Below are 15,755 nucleotides of genomic sequence, written 5' to 3'. Positions count from 1 at the left end.
GGGCCGTCACACATATCGCGCGGCGGAGCACCAATCCATCCTGTCGGCCGAAGCGTTGTTCCTGCCCGGGAACCGCCTGGCCGACAGTGGCAATCGCGCCCATGCGGCACGTCCTACATGCAGGCCTTGTAGTCCTTGCCGAACGATCCGGTGACCTGCGAGCACATCGCGTCACCGTCACCCAGGATGGGGGCAGCGTGCGTGGCGTCGGGGGTGACTACCTCGACGGCAGGAGCTTGTTCCAGAGGAATCTCGGCCGAGGCGGGCCCGGCCACGAGGGCCGCAGCGCCGATTCCGAAGGCGATAACGCCGGTCCGCAGCATAATGCGCATGATGGAACTCCCTTTTGAAAGACCGTATTTTCACAAGTGTCGCCCGCACGATACCTACTGCGGACCATTCACGTCCCCGAAATCGAAACACCCGAGTACTCATCCGCGCGACACTGGTTCAAAAGCACCTCCGAACGGAAGTTCGCCATGAACCCAGCCATGAAGAAGATCGTCACTCTGGGCCAATCCGCCACGACAGCGCTCTACCGCAGAACCAATGGCAAGGTCGGCGGCTCGGTCAAGGGCCTCCCGGTCATGCTGCTGACCGTGCCGGGCCGAAAGACCGGGACACCGCACACGGTGCCGGTCGCCTACTTCGACCACGACGGCAAGTATCTGGTCTGCGGCTCCGCGGGCGGGATGGCGAACGACCCACAGTGGTTCAAGAACCTCCGGGCAGCCGAGCACGCCCAACTCCGCATCGGAGCCGAAACCACCGCGGCGGACGCGCGCGTCGCGGACGGGGCCGAACGGGACCAGCTCTTCCGCGAAATCGTCGAGCGGGCACCGTTTTTCGCCGACTACCAGCGCAAGGCCGGCAGCCGCTTCCTCCCGATAGCCGTGCTGACCCCGGCCACGAAGCCGTGAACCTCACGTCGTCCTGATCCTCATTCCGAGTGCCAGGTCACCACCTCGTCGAGATCCGCGCGGCGGGTGCGGAATCCATTGACCGGATGCTCGGAGTCGGCGTAGCCGAAGGAGATTCCGGCAACCACTCGACGATGCTCCGGAATCTCGAAGTACTCGCGTAGAAACGGCGAATAGCTCGCCAGCGCCGCCTGCGGTGCCGCACCCAGCCCGAGACTCTGTGTGCCCAAAAGGAAATTGCCGATATAGAGACCCGAGTCGACCGCGCCGTAGACGCCGAGATCGGCTTCGCTGGTCACGATCGCCACATGCGGGGCATCGAAGAGTTCGAAGTTGCGCACGGCCTGGCGCATGGTGCCGGCGTGGTCGCCCTTGACGATACCCACGCTGTCGTAGAGCTGGAATCCACACTCCCGGCGGCGATCCCGGAATACTCCGTCGTACTTGGCCGGGAAGTCGAAGTCCGATTCGGAAGCGGCGGTGGGTACATGCTCCAGGAGTTCCTTGCGAAAGCGATCGGTGCCCGCACCAGAGGTGACGATCACCTGCCACGGCTGGGTATTGCACCAGGAGGGGGTGCGCTGCGCGAGCCGGAGCAGCCGCTCGATGGTCTCCCGCGGGACCTGATCGGGCCGGAACTGCCGACAGGTCCACCGTTCGTCGAGGATGCTCCGCAGCACCTCGTACTGCTCGGTGCCGGTATCCGCCATGGTCGAAGCCTCCATCAGATCTGGTCTCTTTTCGAGACCGAACACTAGCAGGGGTCGGTCTCATTTCGGAACCATCCGAGTAGCATCGACAGGTGCGCTACGAAGAACTCGCCGATTACCCGTGCTCGATCACACGGCCCCTGGTGATCTTCGGCGACCGCTGGACCCTCTTGATCCTCAAGTTCGCCTTCACCGGCGTACGACGGTTCAATCACTTCCAGACCACTCTCGGCATCTCCCGCAGCAGACTGCAGGACCGCCTCGCGCGGCTGGTCGAACACGGCATTCTGGTGAAGCAGCAAGCCACCGACGGCCCGCACGAGGAGTACCGCCTCACCCCCAAGGGCCATGACATCTACCCGATTCTCATGGCCATTCGAGACTGGGGCGACACCTACATGGCCTCCGATGGTCCACCCGTGCATTACGGGCACCGCGACTGCGACGGCGAGGCGCACGTCAGGCTCGAATGCGATTCCTGCCGTACGGAAGTGACGGCCCGTGAGGTAACCCCGACGCCCGGCCCCGGCATGACGGTCGGCACCGATACGCTGGCCTGATGACCAAGGCAGTGGTGTTCGATGTGGGTGAGACGCTGATCGACGAGACGCGGATCTGGAGTCGGTGGGCCGACCGTCTCGGGGTGTCCCGCTTCGCCATGCTCGGGGTGATCGGCGGTATGGCCGCCACCGGGCGTCCACTTCGTGATGCCTTCGAACTCCTCTCCCCTGGAATCGATCTCGAGGCCGAGCAAATCGCTTGGGCCGCAGCCGAGCCCGAGAGTTTGCGGGTCAATTTCGATGCCGACGATCTGTATCCGGATGTGCGCCGGGCACTGAGCGAACTGCGCAGCCGTGGGCTCACGGTAATCATCGCGGGTAATCAGCCACCGCAGGCCAAGGCGGCACTGGAGCGGATGGGGTTGCCGGTGGACGCCATCTACACCTCGGCCGAATGGGAGCTCGAGAAGCCGGACCCGGAGTTCTTTCTCAAGGTCAAGGAGGTAGCGGGAGTCAAGGCGGCGGAGATCTGCTACGTCGGCGATCGGGTCGACAACGATGTAATGCCCGCCCACGCCGTGGGCATGCACCCTGTACTGATTCGCCGGGGCCCGTGGGGGTACCTGCACGCGGAGCTGCCTCAGGCCAGCCGGTATGGGACGGTTGTCGACAGCCTCGATGCCCTGCCGGACCTACTCACACCCGCCTGACCTGCATTTATCGCTTGATATCGATCACCTCGGTCAATTACATGACATATCAAATGCGACGACCGATTCCCGCCAGACCCACCCCTTGATTCGACGTTTACTGGACACGTCAACAAAAAATGCCTACCGCAAGGGGATAGAGCGATGGATTCTCGTTTCGAGTCGAAGGTTGTCCTGATCACCGGTGCCACCTCCGGGGTCGGCGCGGCGGTCGCGCGGCGCATTGCCGCCGAGGGCGGCGCGGTCATGTTGGGCGCGCGGGGTAAGGAGGCCGGTGACCGGATGGTCGAGGAGATCCGGGCGACCGGCGGACGGGCCGCGTTCGTGCCCACCGATGTCACCGTCGAGGCGGATGTGGAACGTCTGACCGCCGCCGCGATCGCCGAATTCGGGCGGCTGGACGCGGCCTTCAACAATGCGGGGGCGTTGAACACCTTCGGCAATGTCGAGGAGATCGACGAGTCCGGGTGGCGGGCCGATATCGAGTTGAACCTGACCAGCGTGTATTACGGTCTGCGCCACCAGGTTCCAGCGTTGGTGGCGGCGGGCGGCGGGGCGATCCTCAATAACGCGTCCAATCTCGGCGTGGTGGGTATGGGGCAGGTCGCGCCGTACGTGGCAGCCAAGCACGGCGTCGTGGGCCTGACCCGCGCCGTCGCGCTGGAGTCCGCGGAGCGCGGAGTTCGGGTGAATGCCATAGTGTCCGGTGCGATCGATACCCCGGCCTTCCGCAATTCCATGGGTGCCACCCCGGAGGGTGAGGCCGCCATTGCCGCACTGCATCCGCTGGGTCGAATTTCCCGCCCCGAGGAGATCGCCGCCTTCTGCGCCTTCCTGCTCAGCGACGAGGCAAGCTTCGTCACAGGCGCGGCGCTGGCAGTCGACGGTGGATTCACGGCTCGCTGAGCCGAATCACAAGGGACGCAGTAACAGAGGAAGCCCACACCGCGTCGGGGGCACGAGGAACGACGCGGGGTGGGCTGGCTCCGATGCCGACCGGCACCGATCCGGAAGGCCGCAGGGGCGACGAATCTCCGGTAGTGCTGGGCGGCACAAGCCGACCGTCAAATTGGGTCACACCGGGGGTATGACGGTCGGCCGTCTGGACGGGCTACCCGACGGGCGACATCGGTAGCCGATTGTGTGGATAGGTGATTCGCGAGCGTTCGCGGTTTCGTGGTCAGCGGCCACCAGCACCACCGCCACCGCCACCGCCGCCTCCCCCACTACCGCCGGAGGAGCCGCCGGAAGATGTTCCACCCGAGGATGTTCCGCCGGAGGAACCGCCGGTCGAACCACCCGAGGTAGAGCCGCCACCCGACGTGGAACCACCCGACGTCGACCCGCCCGACGTGCCGCCACCCGAGGTCGAACCACCGGAAGTCGAACCACCACCGGAACCACCACCCGAGGTCGAACCACCACTGGAACCACCACCGGAAGTCGAACCACCCGACGTGGAACCACCCGACGTCGAGCCGCCCGAGGTCGAACCACCACCGGAACCACCACCGGAAGTCGAACCACCCGACGTGGAACCACCCGACGTCGAACCACCACCGGAACCACCACCGGAAGTCGAACCACCCGACGTGGAACCACCCGAAGTCGAGCCACCGGTCGCGGTACCGCCACCGGTGGTCCCACCGGAAGTTCCACTGCCATCGGTACTTCCACCACCGGTGCCCGTACCACCATCGGAGGGCGTACCGCCGGTCCCGCCACCGGGGCTCGACCCTCCGGTGTCGACACCTCCGCCGATCACACCACCCGGATCCGTCGTACCCCCACCTGCTGTCCCTCCCGAATTCGCGGGATCGCTCGGTGCGGTGCCCCCGGGCACCTCCGGCACGCCGGGGCTCGGTGCGCCGGGAACGGTTCCGGGCACCTCCGGCAGTCCAGGGCTCGGTGCGCCGGGTACGGTTCCGGGCACCCCGGGAATCTCCGGCGTAACCCCGCCGACCGGAGTGGTCCCCGGCAGCTCGACACCGGGGGTGCCGGGCTGCGGCACCTCGATCGGATCCGAAATCGGTTGCCCCGTATTAGGTGTCCCCGGCAGCCCAGGCAGTCCACCGGGCAGACTCACCGATGGCAGCTGCCCCGGTTTCACCGGCCCGACCTGCACCGGAACACCGATCGACGAGGGCGAGGTCTGGAACGGCACCGGATTGATGAACTTCGTCGGGTCCGCATAGGTGAGACTGCCCGAGATGGAACGGGTATCGCAGTGATTGCCGCCCCGCGCTTTGCTCACCGGCCGTCCGCCGGACCACACACTGGTCACCGTGGGGGCGACCGGTCCCGCGACCGCCCCGTAGCCGCGGATGGCCGCGGCGGGACTCACCCCGTGCACGCGGCTCCCGGGACCGGCGCTCACGTCGTCGAGGAGGAGGACGTCGTGCGCGCCGGTCCCGGAAGTCTTTGTGGCCCCGGCATTGTCGAGCGCGGCCTGGAAGCCGGGGGCGCCGGGGGCGCCGCCGAGCATGCTGGCGGCCGACATGGCCAGCGCCGAAGCCACCGCCGCACCGCCCAGGGCGGCCGCCTTGGGCGCGTACTTGCCGATATTGGAGGCACCTTCGGCATTGCGGGCCGCGGCGATGGCCGCGCCGACCGCCACGGTATGCGCCGGATCCGGCGACATGACAATGGGCAATCCCAGTTCGGTGAGCGCCCGCGCCACCTCGGCCGGCCGGGCCGCACCACCGATGAGCAGCACCCGGTCGATGTGGTTCATGCTCAAACCGGACCGGTGCACGCAGGCACGTACCAGGCGTAGCGAATTGCGAATATGCCAGCTGCGCAGGCGACTCGTATCGGCGGCCGGAACCACCACCGATACCGGCTGGGTGGCATCGGGCGCGATACTGCGCGCATATCGGGCCAGCAATGTGCCGAGTGGTCGCCCACCGTAGTCGTGCGATCGTGCGGCGCGACCGAGGACGCCGCGCTCACCGCGATCTTCCTCGGTGCGCACCACCGCGATATCAAGGCTGTTGCCGCCCAGGTCGTAGACGAGGGTGAGGCCGTTCTCGGAGATACCGTGCTGGGCATCGAGCCATTCCACCGCCGCGACGGGTTCGGGCATGAGGGTGATATCGGCCGCCCCGGACCAGTCCAGTGCCCGTCGCATGCGGTGCACGTACTTCTCCGAATAGCTTGCCGGATAGGTGGTGACCGCCGGAGTCTCGGGCGCATTGGTTTCGATGAGCCCATTCACCACCGCGGCCAGCAGGTCCGCGGGCGACCAGATCCGGCCACCGACCACTACCGGATCGGGTTCGCGGCTGAGATCGGCGAAATCCGTTACTACCGGAGCAAATCGGGGAATTCCGCCAATTCGGGCACCCCCCGCGCTATCGAACGTAATAGCGGTTCGCCGAACCCGCACAGCTGGCCGGTTTCGATCACCGCTCGCCCGTGAATTCGAGCCAGTGAGTGCCCATACAGAGTTCACTGTGCCGATGCTCATACCAAAGCCAACAGTCATCGCCATCCCGTCAAACGCACCGTGACCACGGCCCCACGTCGCACAACCATGTGGTCGCGGTCGTTTACCAAACAGCGCGTTCAGGTTAGCTGGCCCATGCCGGACACGAATGTTGAATTGCGGGAAAAGTTTTCATGACCAGTAGCCAAGTTTGCGAATCTACTGGTTGGGCAACTAATGAATCAAGATCGAAGCGAACCAGCAGCCCCTAAATACCGACCAGTCTTGCTTTGTGGCTACAACTCAGCGAACGACCAATTCATACCAACCGGTAGGCGATAAGAGTCCAGCAAAGAAAACCGCAACGTCCGTACAACACAGCGAAATTCGGGTCACTGTTCGGTTGCTCACCCGATGCCCGGGGATCGAATAAGGCTTGGCCGCCTGCTCGATCGTGAGTCCGACCGGCACCCAGGGGATGTCACGCACCCCCGCCGATGGCAAGACCGGAAGATCACACAACACACACACGAAGAAACCAACCGCCCCACGAACGACGGCCGCCGCATGCGAACAAGTCGCATGCGGCGGCCGTTGTCTCGAAGGTGCTACCGACTGCGCACCAGCAGTCGCAGCGAACGCCGCGGCTGGTTGGCCGCACCGCCCCGAATGACATTCGGCTGCCGACCGGCAATGAGCCGATCGACGTCACCCGCACTGCCGCGGGGTTCGGCCAGCCGTCCGGCATTGAAATCGTCGACCAGCTGGCGCACAGTTTCCTGAGCGCAGGACTTATTGGTGCCGATAAAACCGGTCGGTCCCCGCTTGATCCACCCGGTGACATACGTCCCGGATACCACCGCGCCACCGGCCGACTCCAGCACCCGACCGTCGAGATTCGGGATGACCCCGGCCTGCTCGTCGAACGGCAGTCCGGTCAGCGGCACGCCCCGGTACCCGACCGAAGTGAGCAGCAGGCCGGTCTCCAGCGTTTCGGTCTCATCGGTGGCCACGGCACGCACGACACCATCGGCGTCGGTCACGAGCTCATTGCGCACCAACTCCACACCGGTCACCCGGTCGATACCGGTAATGGCGTTCGGCGAGGACAGGTACCGCAGCACGATGCGCTTGCGTCCACCGGTGGGGCGCTCGGCCAATCCGCGCAGCAGCTTCAGCTTGTGCTCGACCTTCTGCGACTGTCCCGCCACGGTTTCCGGTATCTCACCCTCGACCACGATATCCACGTCCGCACCGAGCAGACCCACGAATTCCGGCACGGTGAAAGCGGATTCGGCCGGTCCACGCCGTCCGACAATGACGACTTCCTCGATCTTGCTGCGCCGCAACGCGGTCAGCGCCTTCGGCGACACATCGGTACCGGCCAGCAGCTCCGGATCGGTGGTCAGAATGCGCGCGACATCAAGGGCCACATTGCCATTGCCGACAATGACGACTCGCCGCTGCGATAGATCGAAGTAGCGATCGGCGTGATCGGGATGGCCGTTGTACCAGGCCACGAATTCGGTCGCGGAGACGCTGCCCGGCAGCCCCTCCCCCGCGATCGCGAGCTTGCGATCGGCGGAGGCACCCACCGCGTAGACGACCGCGTGGTAGTGCTTCAGCAGCTCGTCATGCGAAATATGCTGGCCGACTTCAACGTTCAGATAGGAACCGAAGCCCGGCTGCGCCGAGATGGTGTCGAACAGCGTACTCACCTTGCGGGTCTTGGTGTGATCCGGCGCGACGCCGAACCGAGCCAGACCATACGGCGTCGACAGCCGATCGAGTACCGTCACCGATACACGGTGCTGGGTGAGCAGCTCGTCGGCGGCGTACATGGCCGACGGTCCGGAGCCGATGACGGCCACCCGCAACGGTTCCCGACCCGGCTTCACCTCCGGCGCGGGAATGGGCCGCGCCAGCAGTGGCCGCGGCCGTTCCTCGCGGTAGAAGTCGGCGTTGATCTCGATGAACGGCAGCTGCTCGTCGGTCAGCTTCTTGGTCGAGACAATCGCGTCCACCGGGCAGGCGGTCGCGCACGCGCCGCAGTCCACGCAAGCCTGGGGATCGACGTAGAGCATCTCCGCCGTCCGGAAATCGGGCTCATCGGGCGTCGGGTGAATGCAGTTGACCGGGCAGGCGTAGACGCAGGAGGCGTCGCTGCAACAGGACTGCGTGACGACGTAGGGCATCTACGCCACCTTGTTGCCGCGCAGCGGCTCCGAACGGTAGCGCGAGGTCGCGCCGTCGATACGCAGCAGCTTCCAGACCGCCTTGGATACCGGGTTGATCAACCCGATCTCCTTGGCCAGCGCCCGCACGTCCACGAAGTAGTCGGCGAAGACCTGCTTGGCCTCCTTGGAGCCGTAGAACAGCTCCTTGCGGACCTTGTCCGGAATATCGAACTCCTCGAAGAAGGCCTTGGGCGGGGTCGCGATGGAGCGGCCCAGAATCCACATGATGATGGGCATGGCGACCGAGAGCACGAGACGCTGGGGCGCACCCCGCTCCGGCACATGCTGCTTGAGGAATTCGTGCGCGAAGGAGATGTGGCGCGCTTCCTCGGCGACGTGAATCGCCATGACGCCGCGCATGATCGGGTGCACGTTCTCACCGGAACGCAGGATCTGCTTCTGGATGTGGTCGATGGGCTCCTCGCCCGCCAGCACCGCCATGAAGAAGAGGTTCGGGAACAGCACGGCCACCGGGACACCGAGGTGGCGCAGCTGGCGCACGATCGGGCCCATACCGGGCACATCGATGCCGATGCGGTTGACCATCTCCTGGAACATCAGGGTGTGGTTCAGCTCTTCGGACATCTCGTGGGTGCAGTACCGGAATTCCGGATCACCATTGGGCAGCGAGAAGGTGTGGTTCACCATGCCGCTGATCAGGATGGACTCGAACTGCAAGCCGACCTTGGCGATATTGGACTGGCGGTACTTGCCGATGGCGATCTTCTGTTCGTCACTGAGCGCCTGGTACCAGGGGTGGCGGCCGAGCGGGTCGGCGGACGCGGGGAGAATCCAGCGCTCGGGCTTGGTGTTCGCGTCGAAGTCAGGGTTATCCCAGTCGATGTCGTCGAACGGATCGAAGTTCTTGTTGACCGACCCTTCGGAAAGCAGCAGAAGTTTCTGCGCGTATTCCTGAGCTTCGGCAACCACAGGGTCGTCGATGGGCGTTGTGGCTACGGACATCGTCGTCACAGCCTCTCCAGTTCAGTGCCGGGTAACTGTGTCCCATAGTTACACCAAACTGGAGTTACGTCAACAATGCTGTCATGACGCAGCAGTCACCCGCGAGTCCAAAACGAGCGGGACTAGCGGGTAGACGTGCGGATTGTGGTGGATTCCGGCCAAAAGCACGCCGGAATGACGGGCGAGGTCGGTTCGGGCGGCACGAGTCGCACGAACCGATCGCGCGTCAGATTGCCGCGACCCTGGCCATGCGGCGGCGGAAGAGACTGAAGCCGGAGTGCCGATGGGTAGCCGCATCCTCAGCGAGCAGGGCGTCACGCGCCGAAATGGCGGCGCCTTCGGCAATGGTGCGTTCCGGATCCGAGGCCACTATGACCGGCCGTGCGAGTTCGGCCTCCAATACTTCGGTCACCTCATGCGGGCGGGCCGCACCGCCGACCACCAGGACACGGTCGACATCAGCCATGGTGACGTCGGCAATGCGCAGGCATTTGTAGACGAGTTCGAGGGACTTGCGGACATGGCGGGTACGCAGCTCGCTGGCGTCGGCGTCGGAGATCCGCGCCGCGGCCGCGCCCTTACGCTTCAACTGCTGGGCCAGCAGGCTGCCGAACGCCCGACCGCCGTACTCGATCGAGTGCAGTGGTTCGCCCACAATCGGATTGCTCGACGCGCCCGCGCCGACTCGCACCAGCGTCACATCCAGCCCGGATCCACCCAGGTCGTACACCAACAGCAGACCCGGGGTGAGCGGACCGTGTTCGGCCGCCAGCCAGATGGCGGCGGCGACGGGCTCGGCCAGCAGTGTGGCCTGGCCGAGCCCGACCCCGTCCAGGGCGGTGCGCAGGTCGGTCACCCGATCTTCGGAGTACCCGGCCGGATAGGTCACCGTAATCGCGGCGCCTGCGGCCGGAGCCTTCCCCAGCACCTCCTCGATCACGCTGTAGGCCACGGTGGCGACGAGATCCGCGGCCGTGAGCGCTCGGTGACCGACCCGCGCGGTCGGTGCCCCCAGCTGAGTCAGATCGGCGAATTCGGTAATCACGCGGCCGTGCTTGGGTATTCGACCCACCCGCGCGGTTCCCGAACTGTCGAAGGTGAGGGTGGTTCTCCAGGTGTCCGGCGTCCAGCCCCGGCGACGGCCCGGCGGATATTTGCCCACACGATCCGATGCCGTCGAACACACCGTATTGATCGTGCCGATACTCAAACCCACGCCGAACACCATCAGTCCCACCTCGATCGACGAGTCGCTTTCGCCAGTCACCGTGACCCGACCCGCGTTTCAGGCAACCACTGCGCCGGATGCTTGCCAACCACCGGACATGCGGTTGTCCGCTCGTGCGCCTGTCCGGGTGCGCACCGCCGGTGAGCGGGAATGGCGGTGGCTGGCGCGACTCCCGCAACACCGGTCGCGAGAGATTTGCCCACACCCTATTTGCCGGTCGGTCCGGACCGCCGCCGGTGGGCGAACGAAAACCGCCCCCGCACCGAAGGATTCGATGCGAAGGCGGCTTCGTGAGGAGGTCGATCGGTCCCGACGAACGACTAGTTGCTCGGCGCGACCAACTCCGACACCAGGGTCGACACCAGGGTGTACGCGAGGTTGACCAGACTCGAGGCGACGCCCGTATCCGAACTGGTCATGCCGAGCATCTTCGCCATCGGCGAAAGCAGCTGCACGACCGTCTGGATCAGGGTCTTTATCGACGAATCGCTCGAGGTGCCCTTATCGGTAGCGCCCGGAGCAGACGGCGTCGCACCCGGATTCGGCTTGACACCGGGATTCGGCTTGGCGCCCGGAGCGGCCGGAGCCGGCTTGGCCGCCGGTGCCTGCGGTGCGGCCACCGAATTCGCACCGGCCGGAACCGGATACGCGATGCCCTCCGAAACAGGCTGCGCGACCGGAACCCGCGCGGGCTGCGGGTTCTGTTCCGGGACGACTTGCGGATTATTCGGCAGTTCGGAAATCGGAGCGTCCACGGCGGCCGGTTCCGGTGCGGGCTGCTGAGCTTCCTGCGGTGTGCCCGGAACACTCTGCTGCGGCTGGGGATTCGGCGCCGCATCCTGCGCCTCGCCCCCTGGCCGCACCTGATCGTCCTGCGACTCCGGGACCGCCTGCTCCGCGGGCACCGCTGGCTCCGCGGGCACCGCCGGTTCCGGTTCGACCGCCTGCGGTTCTACGGCGGCCGGCTGCTCCGACTCCGGCTCCGGCGCAACGTCCGCGGGCGGTGCCGCCTGCGGTCCTACCGCCGCCGGTGGCGCCGACTGCGTGTCGACTCCCGCGGGCTGGGCAGCCTGCGGAGCCGGGGCCTGCTCGGGTGCGAGGACCTGTTCGGATTCGACCGGACCGGGCGACAATCCGAGGAGGAAAGCCGCGATACCGGTGGTGATGGCCACCGCGTGGCGCAGCTGCCCCTGCTGCGTCTCCAGCAGGCTGGCATCCTCGGCATTGGCCCCATTACCCATTTCGAGGAAGACATCGGGCACCTGGGTCAGTGCCGGTCCCGCGATATCGGCGCGGGTCATCAAACCGTCGACCGCTCCGGCATAGCCGGCGGCCGGGAAGCCCGACTTCAGGTAGGCGTCGCGCATGACCTGGCTGGCCGCCAGTCCGGCTCCGGCCTGCACCTCATTGGCCTTGGCGTCCGGAACGGGCAATTGCGGGATGATCAGGTGGAACCCGCGCAGTTCGGGGGGCGCGCTGTCGGCGTGAATACTGACCGCGACATCGGCGCCGGATTGATTGGCCGCCTGCGCGCGTTCGTCGACGCAGCCACCCCAACCGGTGTCGTCGGGACGACTGAGCACAACCTGTGCGCCCAGGCCTTCCAATGAGGTCTTCACCAACTGCGCGACATTCCAGTTGATGGTGTGTTCCGGAATGCCGTTCACGGTGGTCATTCCGGTGGTCTGGCACGGTTTCGTGCCGCCGCGGCCGTCATTGACCGGCCGGGCCACATTCTGATTGTGATTCGGGCCCTGGTGGCCCGGATCCAGGAAGACGGTCTTCCCGGCAAGCTTCTGGGGTAGTTCAGGCATTCCTGGTACGACAGGTACGGCCCCGGCGATGACCGGGGCGAACCCGGTCACGGTGGTGAATGCCGCGGCCGTGATGGCGGTGCGTATTCCGGCCTTGATGATGCTTGGCTTCATAAGCGGTGACGGCGTTCCCGGTTGGGCACGCCCCTCCCTTCCCACTAGTAACACCAAACCCAGGAGTTCACTGTCGCAACGCCAGCTACTCCATAGCAAGCACCTGCCGGTGCCGTGATCGAACTGTTACCAGTGGTCAGAAGGGTTCACATGGTCAAGAAGACACAACGTGGTCGCCCTCGACCCGAATCGAGCGACCGTCCAGCGGGCGGGCGGCGGGACCATTCGCCACGGTGCCGTCCAATCGAAAATCGCTCTTATGACATGGACACTTGATGAGCCCATCGACCACCTCGTTCACCTTGCAGCCGAGGTGGGTGCAGGTCGATGAGAAACCCTGGAAGGTTCCGGCGGTCGGCTGGGTGATGACGGTATCGCCGCTGATAACTCCGCCGCCGACGGGTACGTCCGCGGTCTTGGCCAACTCCGCGCCCGGATTCGGCTCCGCCGCGGCCGGGCTGGATTCACTGCCGCCGTAGCTGGAACAGGCCGCGAGGGTGAGCGCGGTAGCGGCCGCGCCCGCGCCCGCCAGCGCCGTGCGGCGGTCGACGCGCGGCCGCGGGAAGGACGAATTGTCGTATGTCATGGAACTACTCCTCGATCGCCGAATTCGACATATAGGCCGGGCGCGGGGTTCATGTCGCGAAACCCTTGACCCGGAAGTACCAGACCGCGGAGCTGAACCACAACCCCACGAACCCGGTGAAAAGCAGGCCACCGGCGACCGGAATCACCCAGCCGGGCAGGCCTTTCCGGGTGAGCAACAGCATCTTGGTGACGAAAACGCCGTAGACGAGGCAGCCGAGGAGCGAATGCACCAGGACCCGGGTATCGGTAGCGGCGAAGCCGAAGGCATAGAGGCAGTGCACCGCGACGGGCACGCTCAGCAGCACCGCGATACGGCCGGACCAGATATGCCACCACGCGGTCCAGCGGGCGGGACGTATTTTCGGCAACAGACCGTACATGGCCAGGGCGCTGACATCCTGCCCGACAACCAGGAGGACCACCGCGGTGGCCAACCAGGATTTGACCGCGCCGGGGCTGGAGAAGCCGGCCAGGCTCACGGCCTTACCCGCCGGGGTGTGCACAGCACCGTAGACGCCGAGCGTGACGGCGGTCGCGGCACCGGCTAGAACGATCAGCGCGATAATCGAAACCGTTGCGATAGTGGTGGATTCGCGGACCGCAGGGTGCCCCTGCGGCATGGTCTCAGAATTCGTCATCGCCCTGTACCTTCCGTGCGTCGACGGCCAATTGCGGTGCGGGGGTGGTGGTTCCGTCCGACTGGCGGCGTACGCCGGTGACCGAGCCGTCGGGGCCGACGATCCAGCTGTCGCGACTGCCTTCGGTGCGGGCGGTGTAGAGCCCGGCGGGCGGCTCGACCGGCGGGGCGGTGAAATCGTGGCGGCGATCCCCCAGCGCGAGGGTGCCGCGCAGGTTCTCGCCCTCGGGTGTGGCATCGATTTGGGAGTTATTGCCCGTCAGGAGCATTCGTCCGTCGATGGCCGTACCGCGCAGCCAGCTCTCCACGGCGGCCCCGTCGCAGACATAGGCGACGGCCTTCGTCCCGGTGACTGTCACCGACAGGGTCAGCGGACGGCTCGAGGTCGCGACGGTGGTCACGTAATCCGCCTGCGCCGGGAATACGGCGGCGGTGGAACCGGGGTTCGGCGCACCGGTGGTGGCGGGCACGCCCGGAGCCCCGGCCGAGGTGGGTGCGACGGTCGCCGCGGTGGATGTGGGCGACGAGTCCACGCCGTGGGTGAAGTTGGTCAGCAGCAGTCCGCCGCCGAGGGCGGCCACGGCGAGCAGTGTCACGACCGGACCGGCTCGTTTCATCGGTTCTCCTGAATATGACGCGGCATGGGCGAGTGGGGCGAATCAGGCGCTGAGCGGCAGTTGCCGCAGCGATCGCAGGGCGTAGTGGACGCGGGTTTTGACGGTTCCGACGGGAACGCCCAGGTCGGCCGCCACATCCCGGTAGGCGCGATCATTGAGAATGACCTGGATGACGGCATCGCGCTGCGGACCGGGCAGCCGGGCGAGCAGGTCGGCGACCAGGAGGCCGTCAGCCAGATTGTCGGCAAAATCCGGCCCGGCGTAACGGCCTTCGGCGACGTCACCGATCTCGTCCCAGTTGGTATCACCCGGGCGGGCGGCACGGACGCGGGCGATATCGATCAGCACATTGCGTTCGATGGTGAGTAGCCAGGTGCGGACACTGCCGCGGGCGGGGTTGTAGGTGGCACAGGCGCGCCAACCCCGCAGCAATGTCTCCTGGACGGCGTGCTCGGCGAGACCCGGATCGCCGAGGCGGCGCATGGCACGCCAGTGCAGCAGCGCCTTATCCGCGGTCAGGACGGCGGACAGCCCGGAATCAGTGCACAACCGGGCGCAATGGGCGGTGCAGCCAACCGGACCGGTGGGCGCGACGGTGAGACTCCGGGTGGGAAGCGAGCGTGTCATGTCCTGAATATCGCGAGCGGAGCCCGGAACGACATCGGTGGTTGATACCTATTTTGGAACCGATCTCGCTCCCCTCGAACACCCCCGGTAGCAGGTAGTCGAAACCGGTTTGTACGCAATCAATTTGGTCGTTTCACCCTTGAATCGGTCCATTCTTTGATAGACCTGCGCCCTGGGAGATTCGGGGATCCCACCAGAGAACCACGCACAGAGCAATTCGTGCGGGTCGCGAGATTCGAGGAGGACCGCCGTGCGTGCACGCACGTTTGCGATCGCGGGGGCAATGACGTCCGCGCTGACACTGCTGGCATCCGGATTCGCCGCCGCCGATCCGGCCGCGGAAATGCCCGGAGACGGCCTGTACCTGGTTGGCGTCGATATCCAGCCCGGTTACTACGAAGCATCCGGCGCGGACGATCCGGGTATCGCGTGTTTCTGGCGGCGGCTGTGGAAAGTACAAACGGAATCCGACTACAACGACCCGAACTTTTACATCACTGCCAGTGATTTCACCCGGACCCGTCCGATACGGGTGGAGATCAAGGCGAAGGACGCGGCCTTCAGCAGTGAGAACTGCGGCAGCTGGCGTATGGTGCCGGCGCCACCGCCCACCGGTTCCTTCGGGTGAGTATCACTGGAATGGGGTAATCCGAGAGAGGCGCG

General features: G+C 65.8%; 16 protein-coding genes. 5 read left to right on the top strand and 11 right to left on the bottom strand.

The features are described 5' to 3' along the window. Nucleotides 1–113: 113 nt before the first annotated feature. Nucleotides 114–332 carry a hypothetical protein gene (locus NU1_RS20660; protein ID WP_067523438.1) on the bottom strand — a complete coding sequence of 73 codons (219 nt, stop codon included), beginning with the start codon at nt 330–332 and terminating at the stop codon, nt 114–116. Nucleotides 333–479: 147 nt separating this feature from the next. On the opposite strand from NU1_RS20660, the gene NU1_RS20655 reads away from it, so the two are divergent. After that, nucleotides 480–920, top strand: coding sequence for a nitroreductase/quinone reductase family protein (locus tag NU1_RS20655; protein WP_157552657.1), 441 nt, complete (start codon nt 480–482; stop codon nt 918–920). A 20-nt stretch (nt 921–940) separates the two neighbouring features. Here the strand turns inward: NU1_RS20655 and NU1_RS20650 are convergent, their stop codons facing one another. After that, a complete protein-coding gene (locus tag NU1_RS20650; protein ID WP_245720221.1) occupies nt 941–1,645 on the bottom strand; it encodes a nitroreductase in 705 nt (234 codons plus the stop codon). A 77-nt stretch (nt 1,646–1,722) separates the two neighbouring features. Here NU1_RS20650 and NU1_RS20645 point away from each other — a divergent pair, with 77 nt between their 5' ends. The 3 genes from NU1_RS20645 to NU1_RS20635 all read left to right on the top strand — a co-directional run bounded on the left by NU1_RS20645 (nt 1,723) and on the right by NU1_RS20635 (nt 3,746). Further along, complete coding sequence (locus NU1_RS20645) at nt 1,723–2,190, top strand: winged helix-turn-helix transcriptional regulator (protein WP_067523437.1); 468 nt, start codon at nt 1,723–1,725, stop codon at nt 2,188–2,190. Next, complete coding sequence (locus NU1_RS20640; RefSeq protein WP_067523436.1) at nt 2,190–2,840, top strand: HAD family hydrolase; 651 nt, start codon at nt 2,190–2,192, stop codon at nt 2,838–2,840. The genes NU1_RS20645 and NU1_RS20640 overlap by 1 nt, the downstream gene beginning before the upstream one ends. A gap of 144 nt (nt 2,841–2,984) precedes the next feature. After that, nucleotides 2,985–3,746, top strand: a complete 762-nt coding sequence (locus NU1_RS20635; protein WP_067523435.1) for an SDR family NAD(P)-dependent oxidoreductase — start codon at nt 2,985–2,987, stop codon at nt 3,744–3,746. Between the two features lie 274 nt (nt 3,747–4,020). Here NU1_RS20635 and NU1_RS20630 read toward each other — a convergent pair whose 3' ends face one another. From NU1_RS20630 to NU1_RS20590, 9 genes are all read right to left on the bottom strand, one after another. Further along, nucleotides 4,021–6,105 (bottom strand): Hsp70 family protein, encoded by a 2,085-nt coding sequence (locus NU1_RS20630; RefSeq protein ID WP_157552654.1) that lies wholly within the window; start codon nt 6,103–6,105, stop codon nt 4,021–4,023. Between the two features lie 770 nt (nt 6,106–6,875). Further along, on the bottom strand, nt 6,876–8,462 hold the full coding sequence (locus NU1_RS20625; RefSeq protein ID WP_067523433.1) for an FAD-dependent oxidoreductase: 1,587 nt from the start codon (nt 8,460–8,462) through the stop codon (nt 6,876–6,878). Continuing rightward, nucleotides 8,463–9,467: an AurF N-oxygenase family protein gene (locus NU1_RS20620; protein WP_067523432.1), complete on the bottom strand. Its 1,005-nt coding sequence runs from the start codon at nt 9,465–9,467 to the stop codon at nt 8,463–8,465. A 226-nt stretch (nt 9,468–9,693) separates the two neighbouring features. After that, nucleotides 9,694–10,695, bottom strand: a complete 1,002-nt coding sequence (locus tag NU1_RS20615; RefSeq protein ID WP_157552651.1) for an Hsp70 family protein — start codon at nt 10,693–10,695, stop codon at nt 9,694–9,696. Between the two features lie 320 nt (nt 10,696–11,015). After that, nucleotides 11,016–12,623: an N-acetylmuramoyl-L-alanine amidase gene (locus tag NU1_RS44065; protein ID WP_067523430.1), complete on the bottom strand. Its 1,608-nt coding sequence runs from the start codon at nt 12,621–12,623 to the stop codon at nt 11,016–11,018. 154 nt (nt 12,624–12,777) lie between these two features. Beyond that, the gene (locus tag NU1_RS20605) at nt 12,778–13,209 is read right to left on the bottom strand and encodes a Rieske (2Fe-2S) protein (RefSeq protein ID WP_067523429.1); all 432 of its coding nucleotides are present in this window, start codon (nt 13,207–13,209) and stop codon (nt 12,778–12,780) included. A gap of 49 nt (nt 13,210–13,258) precedes the next feature. Beyond that, complete coding sequence (locus NU1_RS20600) at nt 13,259–13,849, bottom strand: DUF6529 family protein (RefSeq protein WP_371859820.1); 591 nt, start codon at nt 13,847–13,849, stop codon at nt 13,259–13,261. Further along, complete coding sequence (locus tag NU1_RS20595; RefSeq protein WP_067523428.1) at nt 13,836–14,465, bottom strand: hypothetical protein; 630 nt, start codon at nt 14,463–14,465, stop codon at nt 13,836–13,838. Before NU1_RS20595 ends, NU1_RS20600 begins: the two co-directional genes overlap by 14 nt. A 42-nt stretch (nt 14,466–14,507) precedes the next feature. Beyond that, a complete protein-coding gene (locus NU1_RS20590) occupies nt 14,508–15,092 on the bottom strand; it encodes a sigma-70 family RNA polymerase sigma factor (RefSeq protein WP_084521647.1) in 585 nt (194 codons plus the stop codon). Between the two features lie 250 nt (nt 15,093–15,342). Between NU1_RS20590 and NU1_RS20585 the strand changes: the two genes are divergently transcribed. Further along, a complete protein-coding gene (locus NU1_RS20585) occupies nt 15,343–15,720 on the top strand; it encodes an Rv1352/Rv1906c domain-containing protein (protein ID WP_067523427.1) in 378 nt (125 codons plus the stop codon). The last annotated feature ends 35 nt before the right edge of the window (nt 15,721–15,755 follow it).

Origin of the sequence: Nocardia uniformis NBRC 13702, assembly GCF_001613345.1 — a bacterium.
Lineage (GTDB): Bacteria > Actinomycetota > Actinomycetes > Mycobacteriales > Mycobacteriaceae > Nocardia > Nocardia uniformis.
This window is presented reverse-complemented; position numbering and strand designations above follow the sequence as displayed.